Annotated in this window: 16 protein-coding genes, 1 tRNA gene and 1 pseudogene; 5 read left to right on the top strand and 13 right to left on the bottom strand. The window is 54.2% G+C overall.

Annotated elements, in window-relative coordinates; genetic code table 11:
- The 3 genes and pseudogenes from HBN61_RS21530 to HBN61_RS21520 all read right to left on the bottom strand — a co-directional run.
- On the bottom strand, positions 1-1,220 hold a 1,220-nt coding region (locus tag HBN61_RS21530), incomplete at its 3' end, for an acyl-CoA dehydrogenase family protein (RefSeq protein WP_170047872.1).
- Between the two features lie 747 nt (positions 1,221-1,967).
- A pseudogene (locus HBN61_RS21525) lies at positions 1,968-2,300 on the bottom strand (DNA adenine methylase); the annotation flags it as partial.
- Positions 2,301-2,572: 272 nt separating this feature from the next.
- Positions 2,573-2,662: transfer RNA gene (locus HBN61_RS21520), tRNA-Ser, on the bottom strand.
- Positions 2,663-2,960: 298 nt separating this feature from the next.
- On the opposite strand from HBN61_RS21520, the gene HBN61_RS21515 reads away from it, so the two are divergent.
- From HBN61_RS21515 to HBN61_RS21505, 3 genes are all read left to right on the top strand, one after another.
- Positions 2,961-3,650, top strand: a complete 690-nt coding sequence (locus HBN61_RS21515) for a crotonase/enoyl-CoA hydratase family protein (RefSeq protein ID WP_094994866.1) — start codon at positions 2,961-2,963, stop codon at positions 3,648-3,650.
- Positions 3,651-3,864: 214 nt separating this feature from the next.
- On the top strand, positions 3,865-4,653 hold the full coding sequence (locus HBN61_RS21510) for a lysophospholipid acyltransferase family protein (protein WP_169965808.1): 789 nt from the start codon (positions 3,865-3,867) through the stop codon (positions 4,651-4,653).
- 83 nt (positions 4,654-4,736) lie between these two features.
- Complete coding sequence (locus tag HBN61_RS21505; RefSeq protein WP_094994864.1) at positions 4,737-5,708, top strand: magnesium and cobalt transport protein CorA; 972 nt, start codon at positions 4,737-4,739, stop codon at positions 5,706-5,708.
- Positions 5,709-5,754: 46 nt separating this feature from the next.
- On the opposite strand, the gene HBN61_RS21500 is transcribed toward HBN61_RS21505, so the two are convergent.
- Positions 5,755-6,483 carry an amidotransferase gene (locus tag HBN61_RS21500; protein WP_170047871.1) on the bottom strand — a complete coding sequence of 243 codons (729 nt, stop codon included), beginning with the start codon at positions 6,481-6,483 and terminating at the stop codon, positions 5,755-5,757.
- A gap of 560 nt (positions 6,484-7,043) precedes the next feature.
- Here HBN61_RS21500 and HBN61_RS21495 point away from each other — a divergent pair.
- Both HBN61_RS21495 and HBN61_RS21490 read left to right on the top strand, forming a co-directional pair.
- Entirely contained in the window at positions 7,044-7,535 is a 492-nt protein-coding gene (locus tag HBN61_RS21495) for a rhodanese-like domain-containing protein (RefSeq protein WP_249275399.1), read from the top strand.
- Positions 7,532-8,353, top strand: coding sequence for a cytochrome c (locus tag HBN61_RS21490; RefSeq protein ID WP_170047870.1), 822 nt, complete (start codon positions 7,532-7,534; stop codon positions 8,351-8,353). The genes HBN61_RS21495 and HBN61_RS21490 overlap by 4 nt, the downstream gene beginning before the upstream one ends.
- Before the next feature lie 174 nt (positions 8,354-8,527).
- Here HBN61_RS21490 and HBN61_RS21485 read toward each other — a convergent pair whose 3' ends face one another.
- From HBN61_RS21485 to HBN61_RS21445, 9 genes are all read right to left on the bottom strand, one after another.
- Positions 8,528-8,869 (bottom strand): ribonuclease E inhibitor RraB, encoded by a 342-nt coding sequence (locus HBN61_RS21485; RefSeq protein WP_094994860.1) that lies wholly within the window; start codon positions 8,867-8,869, stop codon positions 8,528-8,530.
- Between the two features lie 261 nt (positions 8,870-9,130).
- The gene (locus HBN61_RS21480) at positions 9,131-9,739 is read right to left on the bottom strand and encodes an START domain-containing protein (RefSeq protein WP_170047869.1); all 609 of its coding nucleotides are present in this window, start codon (positions 9,737-9,739) and stop codon (positions 9,131-9,133) included.
- A gap of 47 nt (positions 9,740-9,786) precedes the next feature.
- The gene (locus HBN61_RS21475; protein ID WP_170047868.1) at positions 9,787-10,041 is read right to left on the bottom strand and encodes a YkgJ family cysteine cluster protein; all 255 of its coding nucleotides are present in this window, start codon (positions 10,039-10,041) and stop codon (positions 9,787-9,789) included.
- 153 nt (positions 10,042-10,194) lie between these two features.
- Complete coding sequence (locus HBN61_RS21470; protein WP_169965810.1) at positions 10,195-10,656, bottom strand: translation initiation factor 2; 462 nt, start codon at positions 10,654-10,656, stop codon at positions 10,195-10,197.
- Between the two features lie 103 nt (positions 10,657-10,759).
- The gene (locus HBN61_RS21465) at positions 10,760-12,199 is read right to left on the bottom strand and encodes an aminotransferase-like domain-containing protein (RefSeq protein WP_170047867.1); all 1,440 of its coding nucleotides are present in this window, start codon (positions 12,197-12,199) and stop codon (positions 10,760-10,762) included.
- A gap of 198 nt (positions 12,200-12,397) precedes the next feature.
- Complete coding sequence (locus HBN61_RS21460) at positions 12,398-13,210, bottom strand: OmpA family protein (protein ID WP_170047866.1); 813 nt, start codon at positions 13,208-13,210, stop codon at positions 12,398-12,400.
- Positions 13,207-13,563 carry a DUF4398 domain-containing protein gene (locus tag HBN61_RS21455; protein WP_170047865.1) on the bottom strand — a complete coding sequence of 119 codons (357 nt, stop codon included), beginning with the start codon at positions 13,561-13,563 and terminating at the stop codon, positions 13,207-13,209. Before HBN61_RS21455 ends, HBN61_RS21460 begins: the two co-directional genes overlap by 4 nt.
- A gap of 9 nt (positions 13,564-13,572) precedes the next feature.
- A complete protein-coding gene (locus HBN61_RS21450) occupies positions 13,573-14,391 on the bottom strand; it encodes a substrate-binding periplasmic protein (RefSeq protein ID WP_170047864.1) in 819 nt (272 codons plus the stop codon).
- 138 nt (positions 14,392-14,529) lie between these two features.
- The coding region (locus HBN61_RS21445; protein ID WP_218832131.1) for an electron transfer flavoprotein subunit alpha/FixB family protein at positions 14,530-14,711 on the bottom strand (182 nt) is incomplete at its 5' end.

Below are 14,711 nucleotides of genomic sequence, written 5' to 3'. Positions count from 1 at the left end.
AACACGGAGAACCGGTCGAAAAAGCTCTCCGTACATGATTTTTCGGTCACTTTTCGTCCAATGACGCTGTAGGTGCCTGGAAAATTGCAACTTGCCGCGGCTGCACGACAAGTTGATCGGAGCATCCCTTGAGGATCAGCACCTGCAATCAAGGATGCAAAATCTCGTTGCGCCCGGCCAATGCCACTGCTCTCGGTATATCCCCATCCACCTGTCACATTCAAAGCCAAGGCAGCAATTTTATTCACCGCCTCAACAGCCTGGTATTTTGCGGACGAAGAGACTGAATCCCAATAGGGATCGGACTCCGCTCGGTCTTGCCGATGCAAGGCGTAAAAGACTGACGTTCTGGCAGACTCAAGCAAGATGTACATTTCCCCCACCAAGGCTTGCACATGCTGAAGATCAATCAAGGGGCGCTGATGGCGCACAGTGGTGTGAAGATATGCCAGTGTCGCCTCAATGACTGCGCGCGCCCGCCCTAGAAATAAAGTGGTTTGTAAAGCGCGTCGACAATTGAGGAAGTAACGCTGAGCAAAGCTTAGACCATCCGTTGCAATCAGCAATCGACTCTTATGTACCCTGACATTGACCATTTCCACTGTGGCAATCCCCGTGGAACGGCAGCCGTGCATGGCACGAGGCGTTATTGCAACACCCGGGTCATCAGCGCGCACTAAAAACACCTGGATATCCGCAGTCTCTGCACGGACAAACATTAAAAAAATATCTGCAGTTTCTGCGCCCGTGACAATTGCTTTCAATCCATTTAACACGTAGTACTCAGCACCCTTTTCAGGCACTGCACATGATAAAAATGAAAATGCATCTGCGTTCTCTGTGTAAGCAAACGCGCCCGCTTTTTTTCCCTCTATCAAATCCTTTATATACACGTCATTGATATCAGCACGCTGAACAGCTAATAATGCCGTGATGAATGACATCCTGACAGATATTAGAAAAGGGAAAGAGACGTCCAGAGACAAATAACCTATCTTTTCTAACACGTGCCCCCACGGAGCATATTTCCACCCCAAACCACCCCATGCTTCTGGCAGGTTATAGGTATAAATCCCAAGCTCGGCAAACTTTTGCATTTGCGCGTGTGTAATCACAGCCGATGCCTGATCGCGAGCCTCAACTGAAACATTCAATTCAGTATCTATAAGGCATCCGTAAATATCTTTTATATCCTGAGCACCTTGCCACTCTATATTCATCGCAGCTCCTTCCACGGCGAATAGCACAACCTGCCCTTGCGGGCACACAAACAACCAACTTCCAATTTTGGCTCACGACGCACGCAACCCAAGGCCAAGCTTAGGCGACAAAAAAAAATCCGCAACCTTCTTTTTATGCAAAATTTTCTGACACACAACAATCAACACATGGTTCGCCTTAAGCGGCCACACATGCAATCGGCAGCAACCCGAACGACTACAACAAACAAAGCAACCTGAAAAACAGACTTAGAAACACCCCCACAAACACACATACACCATCAAGTTTAAAATAATTTATCACCGTACGCATACGCCACCTTCCTGTAAAAATACCCACCATGTCGAAACGCGAGTTTATTCAGATTGACTCAGGTTAATCCATGATAACGCACGGACAGTTACAGCTGATAATGATAGATCGAACCACCCAAGTGGGCTACATAACAAGGGACAAGGCGAGGAAGTACGTTAATCGCTTATATCACTCAACACGACTCGATAATTACAAACTGCCCATCACATTGATGGCAGGTGTAATAGCCTGATAGTTTCAAATAACAATACTGAAAAACCTGTCATGCAGCAGCGTATGTACCGATGGGTGAAAATGATCTGACGCAAGATCAGGCCATAGAAGTTATGACGGTACTAGGCGCCCCCATCAACAGTGAATTGATGTATCTCTTAGGCTTTGCAGCTAGAAATTTGTCGCGGGTACGAACTCATACCCGCGACACCCTCACATCAAAACAACATCCCAAGCGCTTCCGGCGTCCAATTCATAACCACCAACTCACCGATAACCTCAGCCTTCCGCTGCCGCTGATTCGCGGTGCTGCACCGAATATCCACCGTCTCAAAGTGAAAGCCCTCGATCACCCGCCGTATATCCGGGTGGTCGTTAATGCTGACCCTCACCTTGCCTTTACAGCGGCGCATGAAGTCGGCCATCCGCCCATAGTTATCTAACGGAAAGTCCACGCCGTACCCTGCCGTCTGCCAACAAGGCGGGCCCATATAGTGGAAGGTATGGGCCCGGTCATAACGTACGGCGCACTCAAGCCAGGGCATGTTTTTCTACGTAGGTGGGGCACACCAGCACGAACATGATCCGCCAGCACTACGGGACAAGGATTAACGAGGATGGGCCGGACGTCATCGGCATCCTTCAACACGCCCTGAATATGTAGCCAAAAGTGCTGTTTTAGCCCTGGTATTCAGGGGCAGAACACGGGCAGTTCAGCAGCCCGTATTCCCATGGATGTCCCCAGATCGCCTTTTTCCAGACGCCAGAAACCACAAACCCCCGACTTTCTCTAGGAAAATCAGGGGTTTGTGTTTACTTAATGTGGCGGTGAAGGAGAGATTCGAACTCTCGATACAATTTCTTGTATACACACTTTCCAGGCGTGCTCCTTAAGCCACTCGGACACTTCACCGTATCTCTTCAAACATGTTCTGTCTGTCGAGGCGCGCTAATGTAGTCGAAACCTTTCGATATGACAAATGTTTTTTTCAGAATTTTCATGCGCTTACGCCCATCAGGTTTTTTAAGGCGTCTAAAAGGAAGCATTTCGGCCAATCCCTGTCTGCGCACGTGTCTGCCCGATCCAGCGCAGCACGCCGTCTATATCGAAGAAGCGTTCATAACAGCTGACTCATCAGTCAGTCACGACGCTTTACCTGTCGCACGCAGCTGGGTAACGTCTGCTCCACTTCAATACAAGGAATTGCGCCATGAGTGACCTGATTGCTTATCACCTGGAAGACGGGATTGCCACGCTGACCCTGAGCAACGGCAAGGTCAATGCCATTTCCCCGGAGGTTATCGCCGCCTTTAATGCAGCGCTGGATCGCGCTGAACAAGATCGTGCAGTGGTGATCATCACCGGGCAGCCGGGCATTCTTTCCGGCGGGTATGACTTGAAGGTGATGACGGCCGGTCCTGAACAAGCGGTCAGTCTGGTTACTCAGGGTTCAACCCTGGCGCGCCGGCTGTTGGCCCATCCATTCCCTGTGGTGGTGGCCTGTCCGGGTCACGCAGTCGCCAAAGGCGCCTTTCTCTTATTGTCGGTGGATTATCGGATTGGCGTCGACGGCCCGTTCAGCATTGGCCTCAATGAAGTGCAAATCGGCATGACCATGCATCACGCGGGCATTGAGCTGGCCCGTGACCGTCTGCGAAAGTCGGCATTCCATCGCTCGGTGATCAACGGTGAAATGTTTAACCCTCAAACCGCAGTGGATGCAGGCTTCCTCGACAAGGTGGTACAACCCGAGGAGCTGCAGGCGGCGGCACTCGAAGCAGCTCGTCAGTTGAAAAAAATCAACATGAAAGCGCACAAGAACACCAAGCTTAAGGTTCGCAAGGCACTGCTGGACACACTCGATAACGCAATCAAACTCGATCAGGCTCACCTGATTTGAGGCTCGGGCATCTCGACTGACCCTGCCGTCGAGATGCCCTTCGTTGTTTCCTACTTGTTTTGGTGATCGTTCCGAAAACGCTCTATCCCGCCCCCACGCTCCCGCGTTGAAACATGTGCTTAAACATCAGCCATCTCCTACATGTATCTGAGTAATTGCCGAATACAGTGCACGTCCGTACACTGCGCCACCTTTTGTTTTGACGAGCCTGTAAATGCTACTTTCGTTCCGTATGTTGTTGATGAGTGTGCATTTTCTGATGGCCGGTGTTCTCGGTGTTTTGCTCGGCCTGTGTCGGCCCTTCAACCCTGACAATAGCCGCCTCTGCGCGCGCCTCTACGCACTACCGTCCAAATGGATCATGGGCTATAAGCTGAAAACCGAAGTCGGCCCACTGATGGATAAGCCGCAAAGCTGCGTCATCATTGCCAACCACCAGTCCAATTACGATTTGTTTGTATTTGGCAATGTCGTGCCTCGCCGCACGGTATGCATCGGTAAAAAAAGCCTGAAATGGGTTCCGCTTTTCGGGCAATTGTTCTGGCTGGCGGGCAACGTCTTGATTGATCGTGGCAATGCGCAGAAAGCGCGTAAATCGATGCTGACCACAACCCGCACGCTTCAGGAAAAAGACACCTCGATCTGGGTTTTCCCTGAGGGCACTCGGAACTTGGGCAAAACGTTGCTGCCTTTCAAGAAAGGCGCCTTTCAAATGGCGATTACTGCCGGAGTACCGATTGTGCCGGTGTGTGTCAGCACTTACAGCCAACACCTGAAGCTCAACCGCTGGCACAGCGCAGATATACAGATTAGGTCTCTGCCCGCCATCCCGACGTCCGGTTTGACGCTGGACGACATGCCAAGGCTGATGGAAATGTGCCGCGAACAGATGCGCGACTGTATCGAGGCCATGGATCGCGAAGTGATGGCCCAGCAAAGCCAGCACCCATCAGCTCTGCGCGACAGGAAGAGCAAGCAAGCCGCATCCAACCCAAACCTCTGAATGTTTGTTGACTCAAAGTGGAGCATTGCACGCTAAGCTGCATCTTCGTGCCCTAACCCTTTGAAGAAGAAGCGATTAAAACTATGGGGAGAGTTGTTGCTGCCGCGGTGTACAACGCTGGCAAGAAAATCAGCAATATCACGCTCGACGAAGGCAGCGATTGGGCCAAAAAGCCCGGTCATTTCGTCTGGATTGGCCTTGAGCAGCCTGACGCACAAGAAATCAGCAATTTGCAGCGCCAGTTCAACCTGCACGAACTGGCCATTGAAGATGCTCTGGAGCAGCACAGCCGCCCCAAACTGGAAACCTTCGGCGACGCGCTGTTTATCGTGATTTATTCACCGATTCGTCATGAGGGCAAACTGGAGTTTGTCGAAACCCATATCTTCGCGGGTAACGGTTACATCATCACCTGCCGCAATGGTCATTCAGCTTCATACAAGGCCGTGCGCCAACGTTGTGAGGCGCGCCCCTTGCTGCTGGATCACGGCGAAGATTTTGTGCTGTATGCGCTATTGGACTTTGTCACTGAAAGCTATCAACCCGTGAGCGAGGCGATTCACGCCGAGATCGAAGCACTTGAAAAAAGCATCATGGGCAACTCGCTTAAAGAGGCGGATATCGTGCATCTGCACAGCCTGCGTCGCGATGTACTGCGATTGCGCCGCTATGTGGCGCCCATGGTGGAAATCAGTGAAGAACTGCAACGCCTGACCTTCCCGTTTATCGACAAGAACATGCGCCCCTATTTTCGGGACGTGCAAATTCATGTCACCCGTCAGATGGAAGACCTTTCGACGCTACGGGACATCGCCAGCCAGACAATTGAAGTGGTTGTGCTGCTGGAGTCTTCAAGGCAAAGCACTGTGCAGCGAAAATTCGCCGCATGGGCGGCGATCCTTGCGTTTCCAACTGCCGTGGCCGGCATTTACGGGATGAACTTCCAGAACATGCCGGAGCTGAGCTGGCATTACGGATACTTTGGGGTGCTGGGGTTTATTGGTGTGGGCGTAACGGCGTTGTGGGCCAGTTTCAAGCGTTCGGGCTGGCTATAAATACGCGGGCAGACAAGTGCCCGCCCACGTCACCTGCGCTCGGCCCTCACACGGTTTGGGATTCAGGCTTGTGCGCCACGAAACGCATCATCCACTCTGCTACGGTCTGACCGTGATGCTCCTTGGCAAGGCTGGCAATGCCCGAGCCGTAGACGTCAGCCCCCAACGCATCCTGACGCAGGTTCAGCAACGCACGAGAGTAGTCGTGAATGAATTCGGGGTGCCCCTGGAAGCACAGCACCTGATCGTTGATGTGGTAGGCGGCAAACGGGCAGAAATCGCTGGACGCAATCACGGTGGCGTTTTCGGGCAATGCGGTGACCTGATCCTGATGACTGATCAGCAATGTCAGGTCTTCCACGGCCGGGCTCATCCACGGTGCCTTGGTTGCCAACGTGTATTGGTGAGTGCCTACGCCCCACCCCTGGCTCGCGCGCTCACTCTTGCCGCCTAACAACAGCGCCAGCAATTGATGGCCGAAGCACACGCCCAGCAACTTGTCGCCACGCTCATAGCGGGTCAGCAAATAACGCTTAAGGGCTTCAATCCACGGGTCAGTAGCAAACGAGTCGGCCTTGCTGCCCGTTACCAGATACGCATCGTAAGCCTCATCATCTGCAGGGTATTCACCCTGCATGACATTGAACACCGTAAATTCTGCGGGAATAGGTTGTTGAGTAAACAGACGCTTAAACATCTGCCCATAGCCCTGGTATTGATCCACAAACTCAGGACGCAGAACGTCGGTTTCCAGAATGCAAATGCGTAACGACATAAAAGTACCTGGCGCGATGAATACAGAAGTGATGAAAACGATGCATAGAGCCTGCCTTGAAACGGTAATTCAAGGCAAGCACTGCACGCGTTGAAACGGTTCCGTAGGCCGCTGGGCGTTGCATGACCTATAGAAAAGGACCGTCCGTCCACGGGCTGACGAACGGTAGCTCACTAAGTACTCTCACCCTTTGATTATCCGTTGCGTCTAGCAACGGGCTATCAGACATAACGCGTGACAGCTAATAGCGTTTTAGAAACGTTCTTCACTTACATGATGTGAAAGGGTTCTAAGCGACGTGGAATACCGGCTCTAAGGTAAACCTGTCAGCCGCAGCGAAACGCAAGGACATGCCGTTACTGTCGCGCGGTGCCGTTTTTCAGGAATAACAATAAAGGCAGATAGCCATGCTCAAGCACACTAAACTCCGCCAGGCTGGACTTATCCTTTTCGCCACCACCTTGCTATTGATCGTGCCGAACCTGACCAAAGTCATCGGCTAGCAGCTCATTATTCAGGCTCCCGCACTTATTTATAGCGGCGACTTTCGAGGTTGGCACTTGTGTGCCAATCTCAATGCTCGTCCAGATGGAGGGAACCCTATGCACCGGTGGTTTGCAGCCGCTCTGCTGCTCATCTGCAGCACCGCTCAGGCAGGCATCATTGACGTCAACCGTGCAGTGGATGAAATCAATGATGGCGCGCTGATTTTGGACCTGCGCACCAACAGCGATTTTGCGGCGGGCAATCTGCATAACTCTTTGCAAGTCGATCTCACCCTGGAAGACGGCACCGGCATTAGCGCAGAAGGTCTCGCCTATCAATTGAGCCTGGTCGTTCTGGACCCCAACAACACCATTGTGATTTACAGTGACACGAACCAACATGCCCTCGAGGCCGAAGATACGCTAATCAAACATGGGTATTTCGGCGTCGTGAACGGCGGCAATTATGAGGAGTTGCGCGATGCACTTTTCGATCACGTCTCGCTGACCGAGAACGTGTTGCCCGGCGACGAACCCACTGACGACGACATTACAGCCATCAATTGAAATTTCTCAGCCTGCTTTTTACCGCCCTGTTCAGCCTGCCATCATTTGCCGCCCAACTCAGGCTTGAGCTGGGTGACGTCAGCCGTACATGGCAAACTGCCGAGTTGCTGCAACATCCCGCTGTGCAGGAGGTACGCATTACTGACGATGTGTCGTACAAGCGCGAAATGACTTATCGGGCAATTCCTTTAGCCACGCTGCTGGACGGGATCAAGCCTGACGACCATCTGCAAGCTGTCGCACAGGACGGCTTTGCCGCGGAGCTCAGTGCTGCCCCCTTGCTGAATCAACAGGGGGCAAAAGCCTGGCTCGCCATTGAAGACCCTGAACACCCGTGGCCCTCCCTGGGTAAAGGCAAGCCCAGCGCCGGGCCGTTTTATCTGGTCTGGACAGACCCGCAAGCAGGTCATATCAGCCCGGAACAATGGCCGTTTCAAGTCGTACGCTTTACACGTCAGTTGCCGGTAGCCGAGCGTTTCCCGGCCATGCGCCCCGACCCGTCACTGGCGGCCGACGCTCCCGCCAATCAGGGCTTTGTTGTTTTTCAAAAGAACTGCATGGCATGCCATCGCCTTAACGGCGCAGGTGACGCCCAGTTTGGCCCTGACTTGAACATGCCTTACAACCCGACCGAATATTTCGGCACGGACTTCCTCACGCGCTACATTCGCGACCCGCAAAGCCTGCGCCATTGGCCTCAAGCCCGCATGCCTGGCTTTTCGCGTGACGTGTTACCCGATGCAGAATTGGCGCAACTCGTCGAGTACCTCAAGCACATGGCCACGCGCAAAGTGTCGACACCTGAGCGCCAGCCATAAGTTTCTGACTATCAACGACATAGGCAGTGATGATTTCACCCGCCGTACCGGTCCGCGGATACTTGCAGCCATTGTCGAACTTCCCTTTAGCCACCCGCCTGCGGTGGCTTTTTTTTGGCGCCTGTAAAGCAAAACGGCCAGCCCGAAGGCCAGCCGTCAGTAACTCGTTTGAATTCAATTCAGAAGGCCACGCACCTCCTGCTTCACGCCCCAGCCTTCAATAATCCCGCCAAGCGGAACCACCACGGCCTCAAAGTTCTGCTCGAAATCACCAATTCCCCCATAGGTGGCGTACATGACTTTGCTCAATTCCAGATTCCAGGCTCCGTCATCACGAACGTTTATTTGCGCATTCAGTGACTCACCACAAAATTTTTCTGCAGCACGACGCGCCCGCTCCTCATCCGGGAAGATGGCGTAAAACTCGATGGGATGAATACGTGAAAAATCAAAACCGCCTTCTTTCATGCGGCGCAGCACATAGCTGCTGAGGTCTTCTTGATGGGCTGTGCTCATGAAACGTCCTCCTCGCAATGGATAGACTTTCAACGCTCCCCGAAATGCAACCGTCAATTCGTTGCGGGGATCAAGCATGTAGCGAACAAGATCAGAGCCAGTCGAACACTTCGCTGGTCTGGCTGCAGATTAGCTCCGTCGCACAGCGCATGCCAAGCGCGGCGTTAAAAAAAGAGTGGTTTATAAAAACCGTCCTGGTGCTTGGCTGCCGTCTGACGCCTAACAGATGCGCTGCACAGCGTCAGGCAGCCTGCAGAGTGCTTACTGCTTCTCTGCGCGCTCCTTGAGCGCTTTCAGGGTGTTAAACGGGGCGTCCACGACAAACTTGTTCGCCAACCAAGATGGCACGCTGCCGCCTGGCTCCGTGTGAACCTGATAAGTGACTTCAGTCTGATCGGCCCCTTTGGGAACCATCTTCCAGAAACCATCGACCTGACTCACGCGCACAAAGCCATTCTCTTCAGGCTGGTACGTGGGCACCCCTTTCAGGTTGCGTGTCACGGTACCGTCAGCCCCGACTGTGGTGGTGACTTCCAGAATAGAGTCGCGCGGCGTCACGGGCCAAGGGGTGCTGAACTGCGTGTACGTCCAGCTCTTGTCGCCTTCGGTTTTAAGCAGCTTTTGCGACTTGCACTCGTGAATCCACTTGCACGCCCCCGCTACGTCTTCCTGCAAACCACGGACCTTGGCGATAGGCGCCTTGATCGTGGTCACACCTTGATAGGCCTTGTATTTCGAATCTTTGACTTCACTAAGCGACACTTTTATGCCGTCTTCATTCTTCGCCACTTGCCAGTTTTCTGCGTGAGCTGCGCTCACCATTAACACGCTCAAGCCACATGCAATTGCTACTCGATGCAACGAACCCATGGTCTTATTCCTTATTGTTGATGGTTTGTTCACTGGACATGAACACACTATGCCGCCGTCACCTGTTCCCACCACCCAATCAGGTTGATGGCTTCTTCCCGCGTGCTGCCACACACCTCGATGTCGGCCTTGAACGAACCGCACACGGCGGGCCTTTCAGGACGTCCGAACAAATCGCACAGGTTATCGACCGACAGATGCAGGCAGCGTTCCCCTGCGGGCTTGCCCTGGGGCATGCCGGGGATTGGTGTGCTGATGGAAGGGGCTATACAACAAGCGCCACAGCCTTCACGGCAATTCATGACGTTAGCTCCTTTAACGGGGCAAAGTGCGTTGATGACAAGGGATAGTACTCGCTGGAACGGGCGTTTGAAATTGACCGTTCAGCCGAATGTGCTGATTAATGACAGTGACTGAACAGTCAGTTTAGAAGCCTGTTTTTGGGCATTCGGCACTTATTGTTTGAACTGGAAATCCAGCGCCGCACCTTCGATTTGCCGGTCGCGGGCTTCGTTGCGCAATTGCAGCTCCATTTCATTGCTTAACAAACGACCGTTTAACTGGAACGGGCTGTCTTGTTCGGGCTTCTCACCGAACATGTTTGGCAACAATGGTTTGTGTTTGGGCATGGGGACAGTGCCCAAAGGTTGCAGTTGTTTGACCATCTCGGGCGGCAGGCTCAAATCCAGCTTGGCACTGGGCAAGCGCTTCTTGGCAATTTCGCGGGCCGATTTTGACTTGCTTGCGACAGGCGCGCGTTTCTTGGTAGTTTTTTTTGCACTGGCAGCAGGTTTTTCCGGCGATTTGACGGACTGGGTGGCAGGCGGTTGAGGTTGTGTCGCGCCGTGCACCGCGACAGCGCTGAACGCGGTTAACACCCCCACCAACGCCAGTCTCACACAATAGGTCGCTTTCATAACTCCCACAGCTTTAACGATTTAGGGGCCTATGCTCGCGCTTTAGACACACCGTTACAAGTCGCCATTAGGCAAATTGCCATACCTTGATGTCGCATGGCCTTCAGTACAGGCCAGTGACCTCCTGACACAACTGACTGGCGAGCATACCCAGCGTCATCAATGCGCGTTCGGCCTCACGGTTCCAGGCTGTGCCGCAATTGAGCCGGATGCAATGGTTGAACTGCTCGGTATTACTGAAGATCAACCCCGGTGCAATGCTGATGCCCTGCTGTAGCGCTCGCACATGCAACTCTTGCGTATTGACCCGGCCCGGCAAGCTAACCCACAGAATGAAGCCGCCGCTGGGTCGGGACATTTGCGTCCCTTCCGGAAAGTACTGCTGAACAGCCAGCTGAAAAGCGCTCAGGTTTTTTCGGTATTCCTGCCGGATATGCCTCAGATGACGGTCATAGCCGCCGTTTTCAAGGTAGGCCGCCACCCCCATCTGCGTCACGCTGCAGGCTGAATGGGTGGTGAAGGTCTGTAAGCGCTGAATTTCAGACTGATATTTGCCCGCGATCATCCAGCCAATGCGCACACCGGGCGATAACGTTTTGGAAAAACTCGAACAGTAGATGACCCGATCCAGCCGGTCATAGGCTTTAAGTGCCTTGGTGCGCCCCACCTCGAACATCAGTTCGCCATAAATATCGTCTTCGACGATCTGGATATCGAAATCAGATGCCAGGCGCAGCAATTGCTTCTGCCGTTCTTCTGGCATGGTGCCACCCAACGGATTGCTCAAGCGCGTGGTCAGGACCAAGGCTTTGATCGACCATTGATTGGCGGCCAATTGCAACGCTTCGAGGCTCATGCCAGTGGCAGGATCACTGGGGATCTCGATCACTTTCAAACCCAGCAAATCAGCCAGCTGCAAAAGCCCGTAATACGTCGGGGATTCAGCAGCGATCAGGTCCCCGGGGCGCGTGAGGGTCCGTAATGACATTTGCAGGGCATCGACGCAGCCGTGGGTGATGATCACTTCCGACGGGTCGACGACCACGCCGGCATCTCGCATGCGTATCGCCACCTGACGACGCAACGGCTCAAAACCTGGGCTGAACATGTAACTGAACGCACGCGGGCTGTGGAAGCGCGTGACTTTGGCCAACTGCTGATGCAACGCTCGCACGGGCAAATAATCGACGCTGGGCACCGCAGCACCCAGCGGGAACACACCTTCACGTCGCGATTCAACCAACACTTGCTGGATGATGCTGCTGCGCGTCACCAGACCCGGCCGTTCAACGCGCGCGATATCAGGTGTAGGCGCTGTCAGGGCAGGCGTTTGGTGGACGTAATAGCCTGACTGCGGGCGGGCGCGGATCAACCCTTGATCTTCAAGGTTGGCATACGCCTGCAGCACCGTGGCATGACTGACATTGAGCTGCGAGCTCATTTTGCGCACAGACGGTACGCGCTCGCCGGGCTGATAAACGCCGCGCCGAATATCCTCAGCCAATTGCTGGGCTATACGTTGATAAAGCAAAAGGTTGGTCATGGCACAGCACTCGATGTTCAGGCGTTTTTTTTGTTGTGAAGAACAATACCGGAACAGTTTAGAAGTGTACGGGCACAGTTGTCATCCATCTGAGCCGTACAGTGCCGGGCTGGGTGTAACTGTATGGGTACAGACTGAATTTGTACGCCTGTAGTCGCCGCCCGGCAGCGACTACCTGTGATGTATTGAGGAGAGGGATTAACGGGCGGCGCTCAATTGACCTTTTTCGTCAGAAAACACGATTTCCACACGACGATTCTGCGCCCGACCACGCTCCGTGGCGTTTACATCCACCGGGTATTCGTCGCCATAGCCTTCAACCTGAATCCGTTTTTCATCAATACCCAAGTCAATCAGTACGTCAGCAACGGCTTGAGCACGGTCGCGAGACAACTTGAGGTTATCTTCTTTACCGCCCGTGCTGTCGGTGTAGCCCTCAATGCGCACAACACGCTTGGGGTTCAACTGAAGAAACTGCACCAGTTTGAGCACTGTGCGATTGGCCGAGTTCTTCAGGTCCGCTTCGCCAGTGTCGAACAGTACGTCGCCCAGGGTCATTACCAGGCCACGATCCGATTCGTTGGTCGCCAAGTTCAGGATTTGCTCTTCCAGCCATTGTCCCTGCTGTTGAACACTCAACAGTTTGGCCTCCCGCAAGGCCAGTTGCAGGCGTTGACGTTCCAGTTCAAGTTTGGCGGCGCGCTCCTGATTGAGTACCTGCTGGGTGTGCTCCCGCGCGATATCGCTGTAGCGCTGGCTCAAATAGGCGTAGTGGGCAACATCTTCACCACTGCCCCAGTAACTGGACAGACGCTCGGCACGGGCCAGCGATTCACCGGCCCTGATCACGTCTTTGGGCGCGATACGCAACACGTTGGTGTCTTCTTTTACCGACTGAAAATCGCTGGCCGCCTGTTGCAGTGCCTGTTCGCTGGCGTGATGCCCCGCACAGCCGGTAAGCCCCGCGCCGGTGATCAGTAACGCACCATACATGACTGACTTAATGCTCATTGGGCCTCCGCCAGTTGTTTGCGCAAACGTGCGATACGCGTGTTGAGCACGTTCAATTGCTCCTGACTTTTGAGCGTCAGCACACTGGCCTCTGCCAGACGCGCATCCAGTTCGGCCTGTTCAGCCTGCATACGGGCATCTTTATAAGCGCTTTCGGTCATCTCGGCCGACGCGCGGGCCAACTTGTCTTCGGCTTGTTTGAGCTCGGCACTGTCGTCGGCATTGGCGCCCACAGCACGGGCTTGTTCCAGCGCCTGCTCGGTCAGACGCATTTGTTCATTCGGCGCAGGATCAGCTGCACAGCCCGCCAAAGCCACAACGGCCAGGGCAGCAAAAAGTGGTCGAATTGTCACTGGGAATTCCTACTGTTTTGGAGCGTTGACCGGCTGTTGCAGCTGGTTTTTCCACCGCTTCAGGTTGCGTTGCAGTGCCGCCTCACTCAGGCCGGACGCCGGCAATTCTGTCATCTTTTTGGCGAGCTGTCCGCGCAACCACGGCTCATTGCAGGCCGAGTCATGGGAAATCGCCAGAAACAGCCCCGGCTGGTCTATTGGCTGCGCATGGGCCAGCACATCGTCACTGATCCCGAGCGTCTGAACGGTGGCCATCCCCGCATAGCGCCCGGCCAGTACGTACTCGACCTGCCCCAGCAGCAACTTCTGGAAGGCTTGAGTCAAGCCGGGTTGTCGCTCCAGCGTAAGCTGGTGCCGGGCAAAGGAGTCGAAAGCTTCAGTCATACGGGCTTTTTCGGAAAGCGCACCGGTATGGCCAAGCAGGTCATCCGGCGTTTCATAAATAAGGGGCGAATCCTTGCGGGTCCAGACCAGGTAGTCATTACGTACCAGCGGCGGGTGAATGTAGTCCTGCGCAGTCAACCCTGCCAGGGTCAGCGGTGCATCCACCAACATGTCCATACGGCCCGTACGGACCTCGTTCTGCGCCTCGGAACGCTTGCCGCCATAGAGCACCTCAACCTTGATACCGAGGTCTTGCGCCACCTGCTGCAACAGGTCGGCACTGGCACCGATCAAATGCACGGGATCGGCCGGGTCGCGCCAGAGGTATGGCGGCGCATCCGGGCTGCCCGTCACGATCAGGCGCTCGCATTTGCCTGCCGCCACTGACACGAGGGGCAGCAAGATCAGCCCCGTCAACCACCCGCTTAAATGCCGCACACCCATGCCTCACACTCCGTTAAGCCAAATCAGACACACTAAAAAGCCCGATCACATAGGCCATGAAGAATTTGCCAGAACACCCGCGTTCCGCCTTTCTCCACGGCCCGGATGACCGGGCTCTTTATAAGTGAAGCGACTGGATTAAACCAGCTTCTCCAGCTCAGGTACGGCTTCGAACAAGTCCGCCACCAGGCCATAATCGGCCACCTGGAAGATCGGCGCTTCTTCGTCCTTGTTGATCGCAACGATCACTTTGGAGTCTTTCATGCCCGCCAGGTGCTGGATCGCGCCGGAAATACCGACCGCGATGTACAGCTGTGGCG

This window comes from Pseudomonas sp. WS 5071 (assembly GCF_012985765.1).
In the GTDB taxonomy this organism is placed as follows: Bacteria; Pseudomonadota; Gammaproteobacteria; order Pseudomonadales; family Pseudomonadaceae; genus Aquipseudomonas; species Aquipseudomonas lundensis_A.
Note: the sequence above shows the minus strand (reverse complement) of the source record. Positions and strands in the feature narration are given on the sequence as shown.

Coding starts and splice junctions, on each gene's coding strand:
- HBN61_RS21465 (WP_170047867.1), bottom strand. CDS start 12,199: ATGACCAACCTTTTGCTTTATCAACGTATAGCCCAGCAATTGGCTGAG.
- HBN61_RS21515 (WP_094994866.1), top strand. CDS start 2,961: ATGAGTGACCTGATTGCTTATCACCTGGAAGACGGGATTGCCACGCTG.
- HBN61_RS21500 (WP_170047871.1), bottom strand. CDS start 6,483: ATGTCGTTACGCATTTGCATTCTGGAAACCGACGTTCTGCGTCCTGAG.
- HBN61_RS21460 (WP_170047866.1), bottom strand. CDS start 13,210: ATGAGCATTAAGTCAGTCATGTATGGTGCGTTACTGATCACCGGCGCG.
- HBN61_RS21470 (WP_169965810.1), bottom strand. CDS start 10,656: ATGAAAGCGACCTATTGTGTGAGACTGGCGTTGGTGGGGGTGTTAACC.
- HBN61_RS21505 (WP_094994864.1), top strand. CDS start 4,737: ATGGGGAGAGTTGTTGCTGCCGCGGTGTACAACGCTGGCAAGAAAATC.
- HBN61_RS21480 (WP_170047869.1), bottom strand. CDS start 9,739: ATGGGTTCGTTGCATCGAGTAGCAATTGCATGTGGCTTGAGCGTGTTA.
- HBN61_RS21485 (WP_094994860.1), bottom strand. CDS start 8,869: ATGAGCACAGCCCATCAAGAAGACCTCAGCAGCTATGTGCTGCGCCGC.
- HBN61_RS21475 (WP_170047868.1), bottom strand. CDS start 10,041: ATGAATTGCCGTGAAGGCTGTGGCGCTTGTTGTATAGCCCCTTCCATC.
- HBN61_RS21510 (WP_169965808.1), top strand. CDS start 3,865: ATGCTACTTTCGTTCCGTATGTTGTTGATGAGTGTGCATTTTCTGATG.
- HBN61_RS21450 (WP_170047864.1), bottom strand. CDS start 14,391: ATGGGTGTGCGGCATTTAAGCGGGTGGTTGACGGGGCTGATCTTGCTG.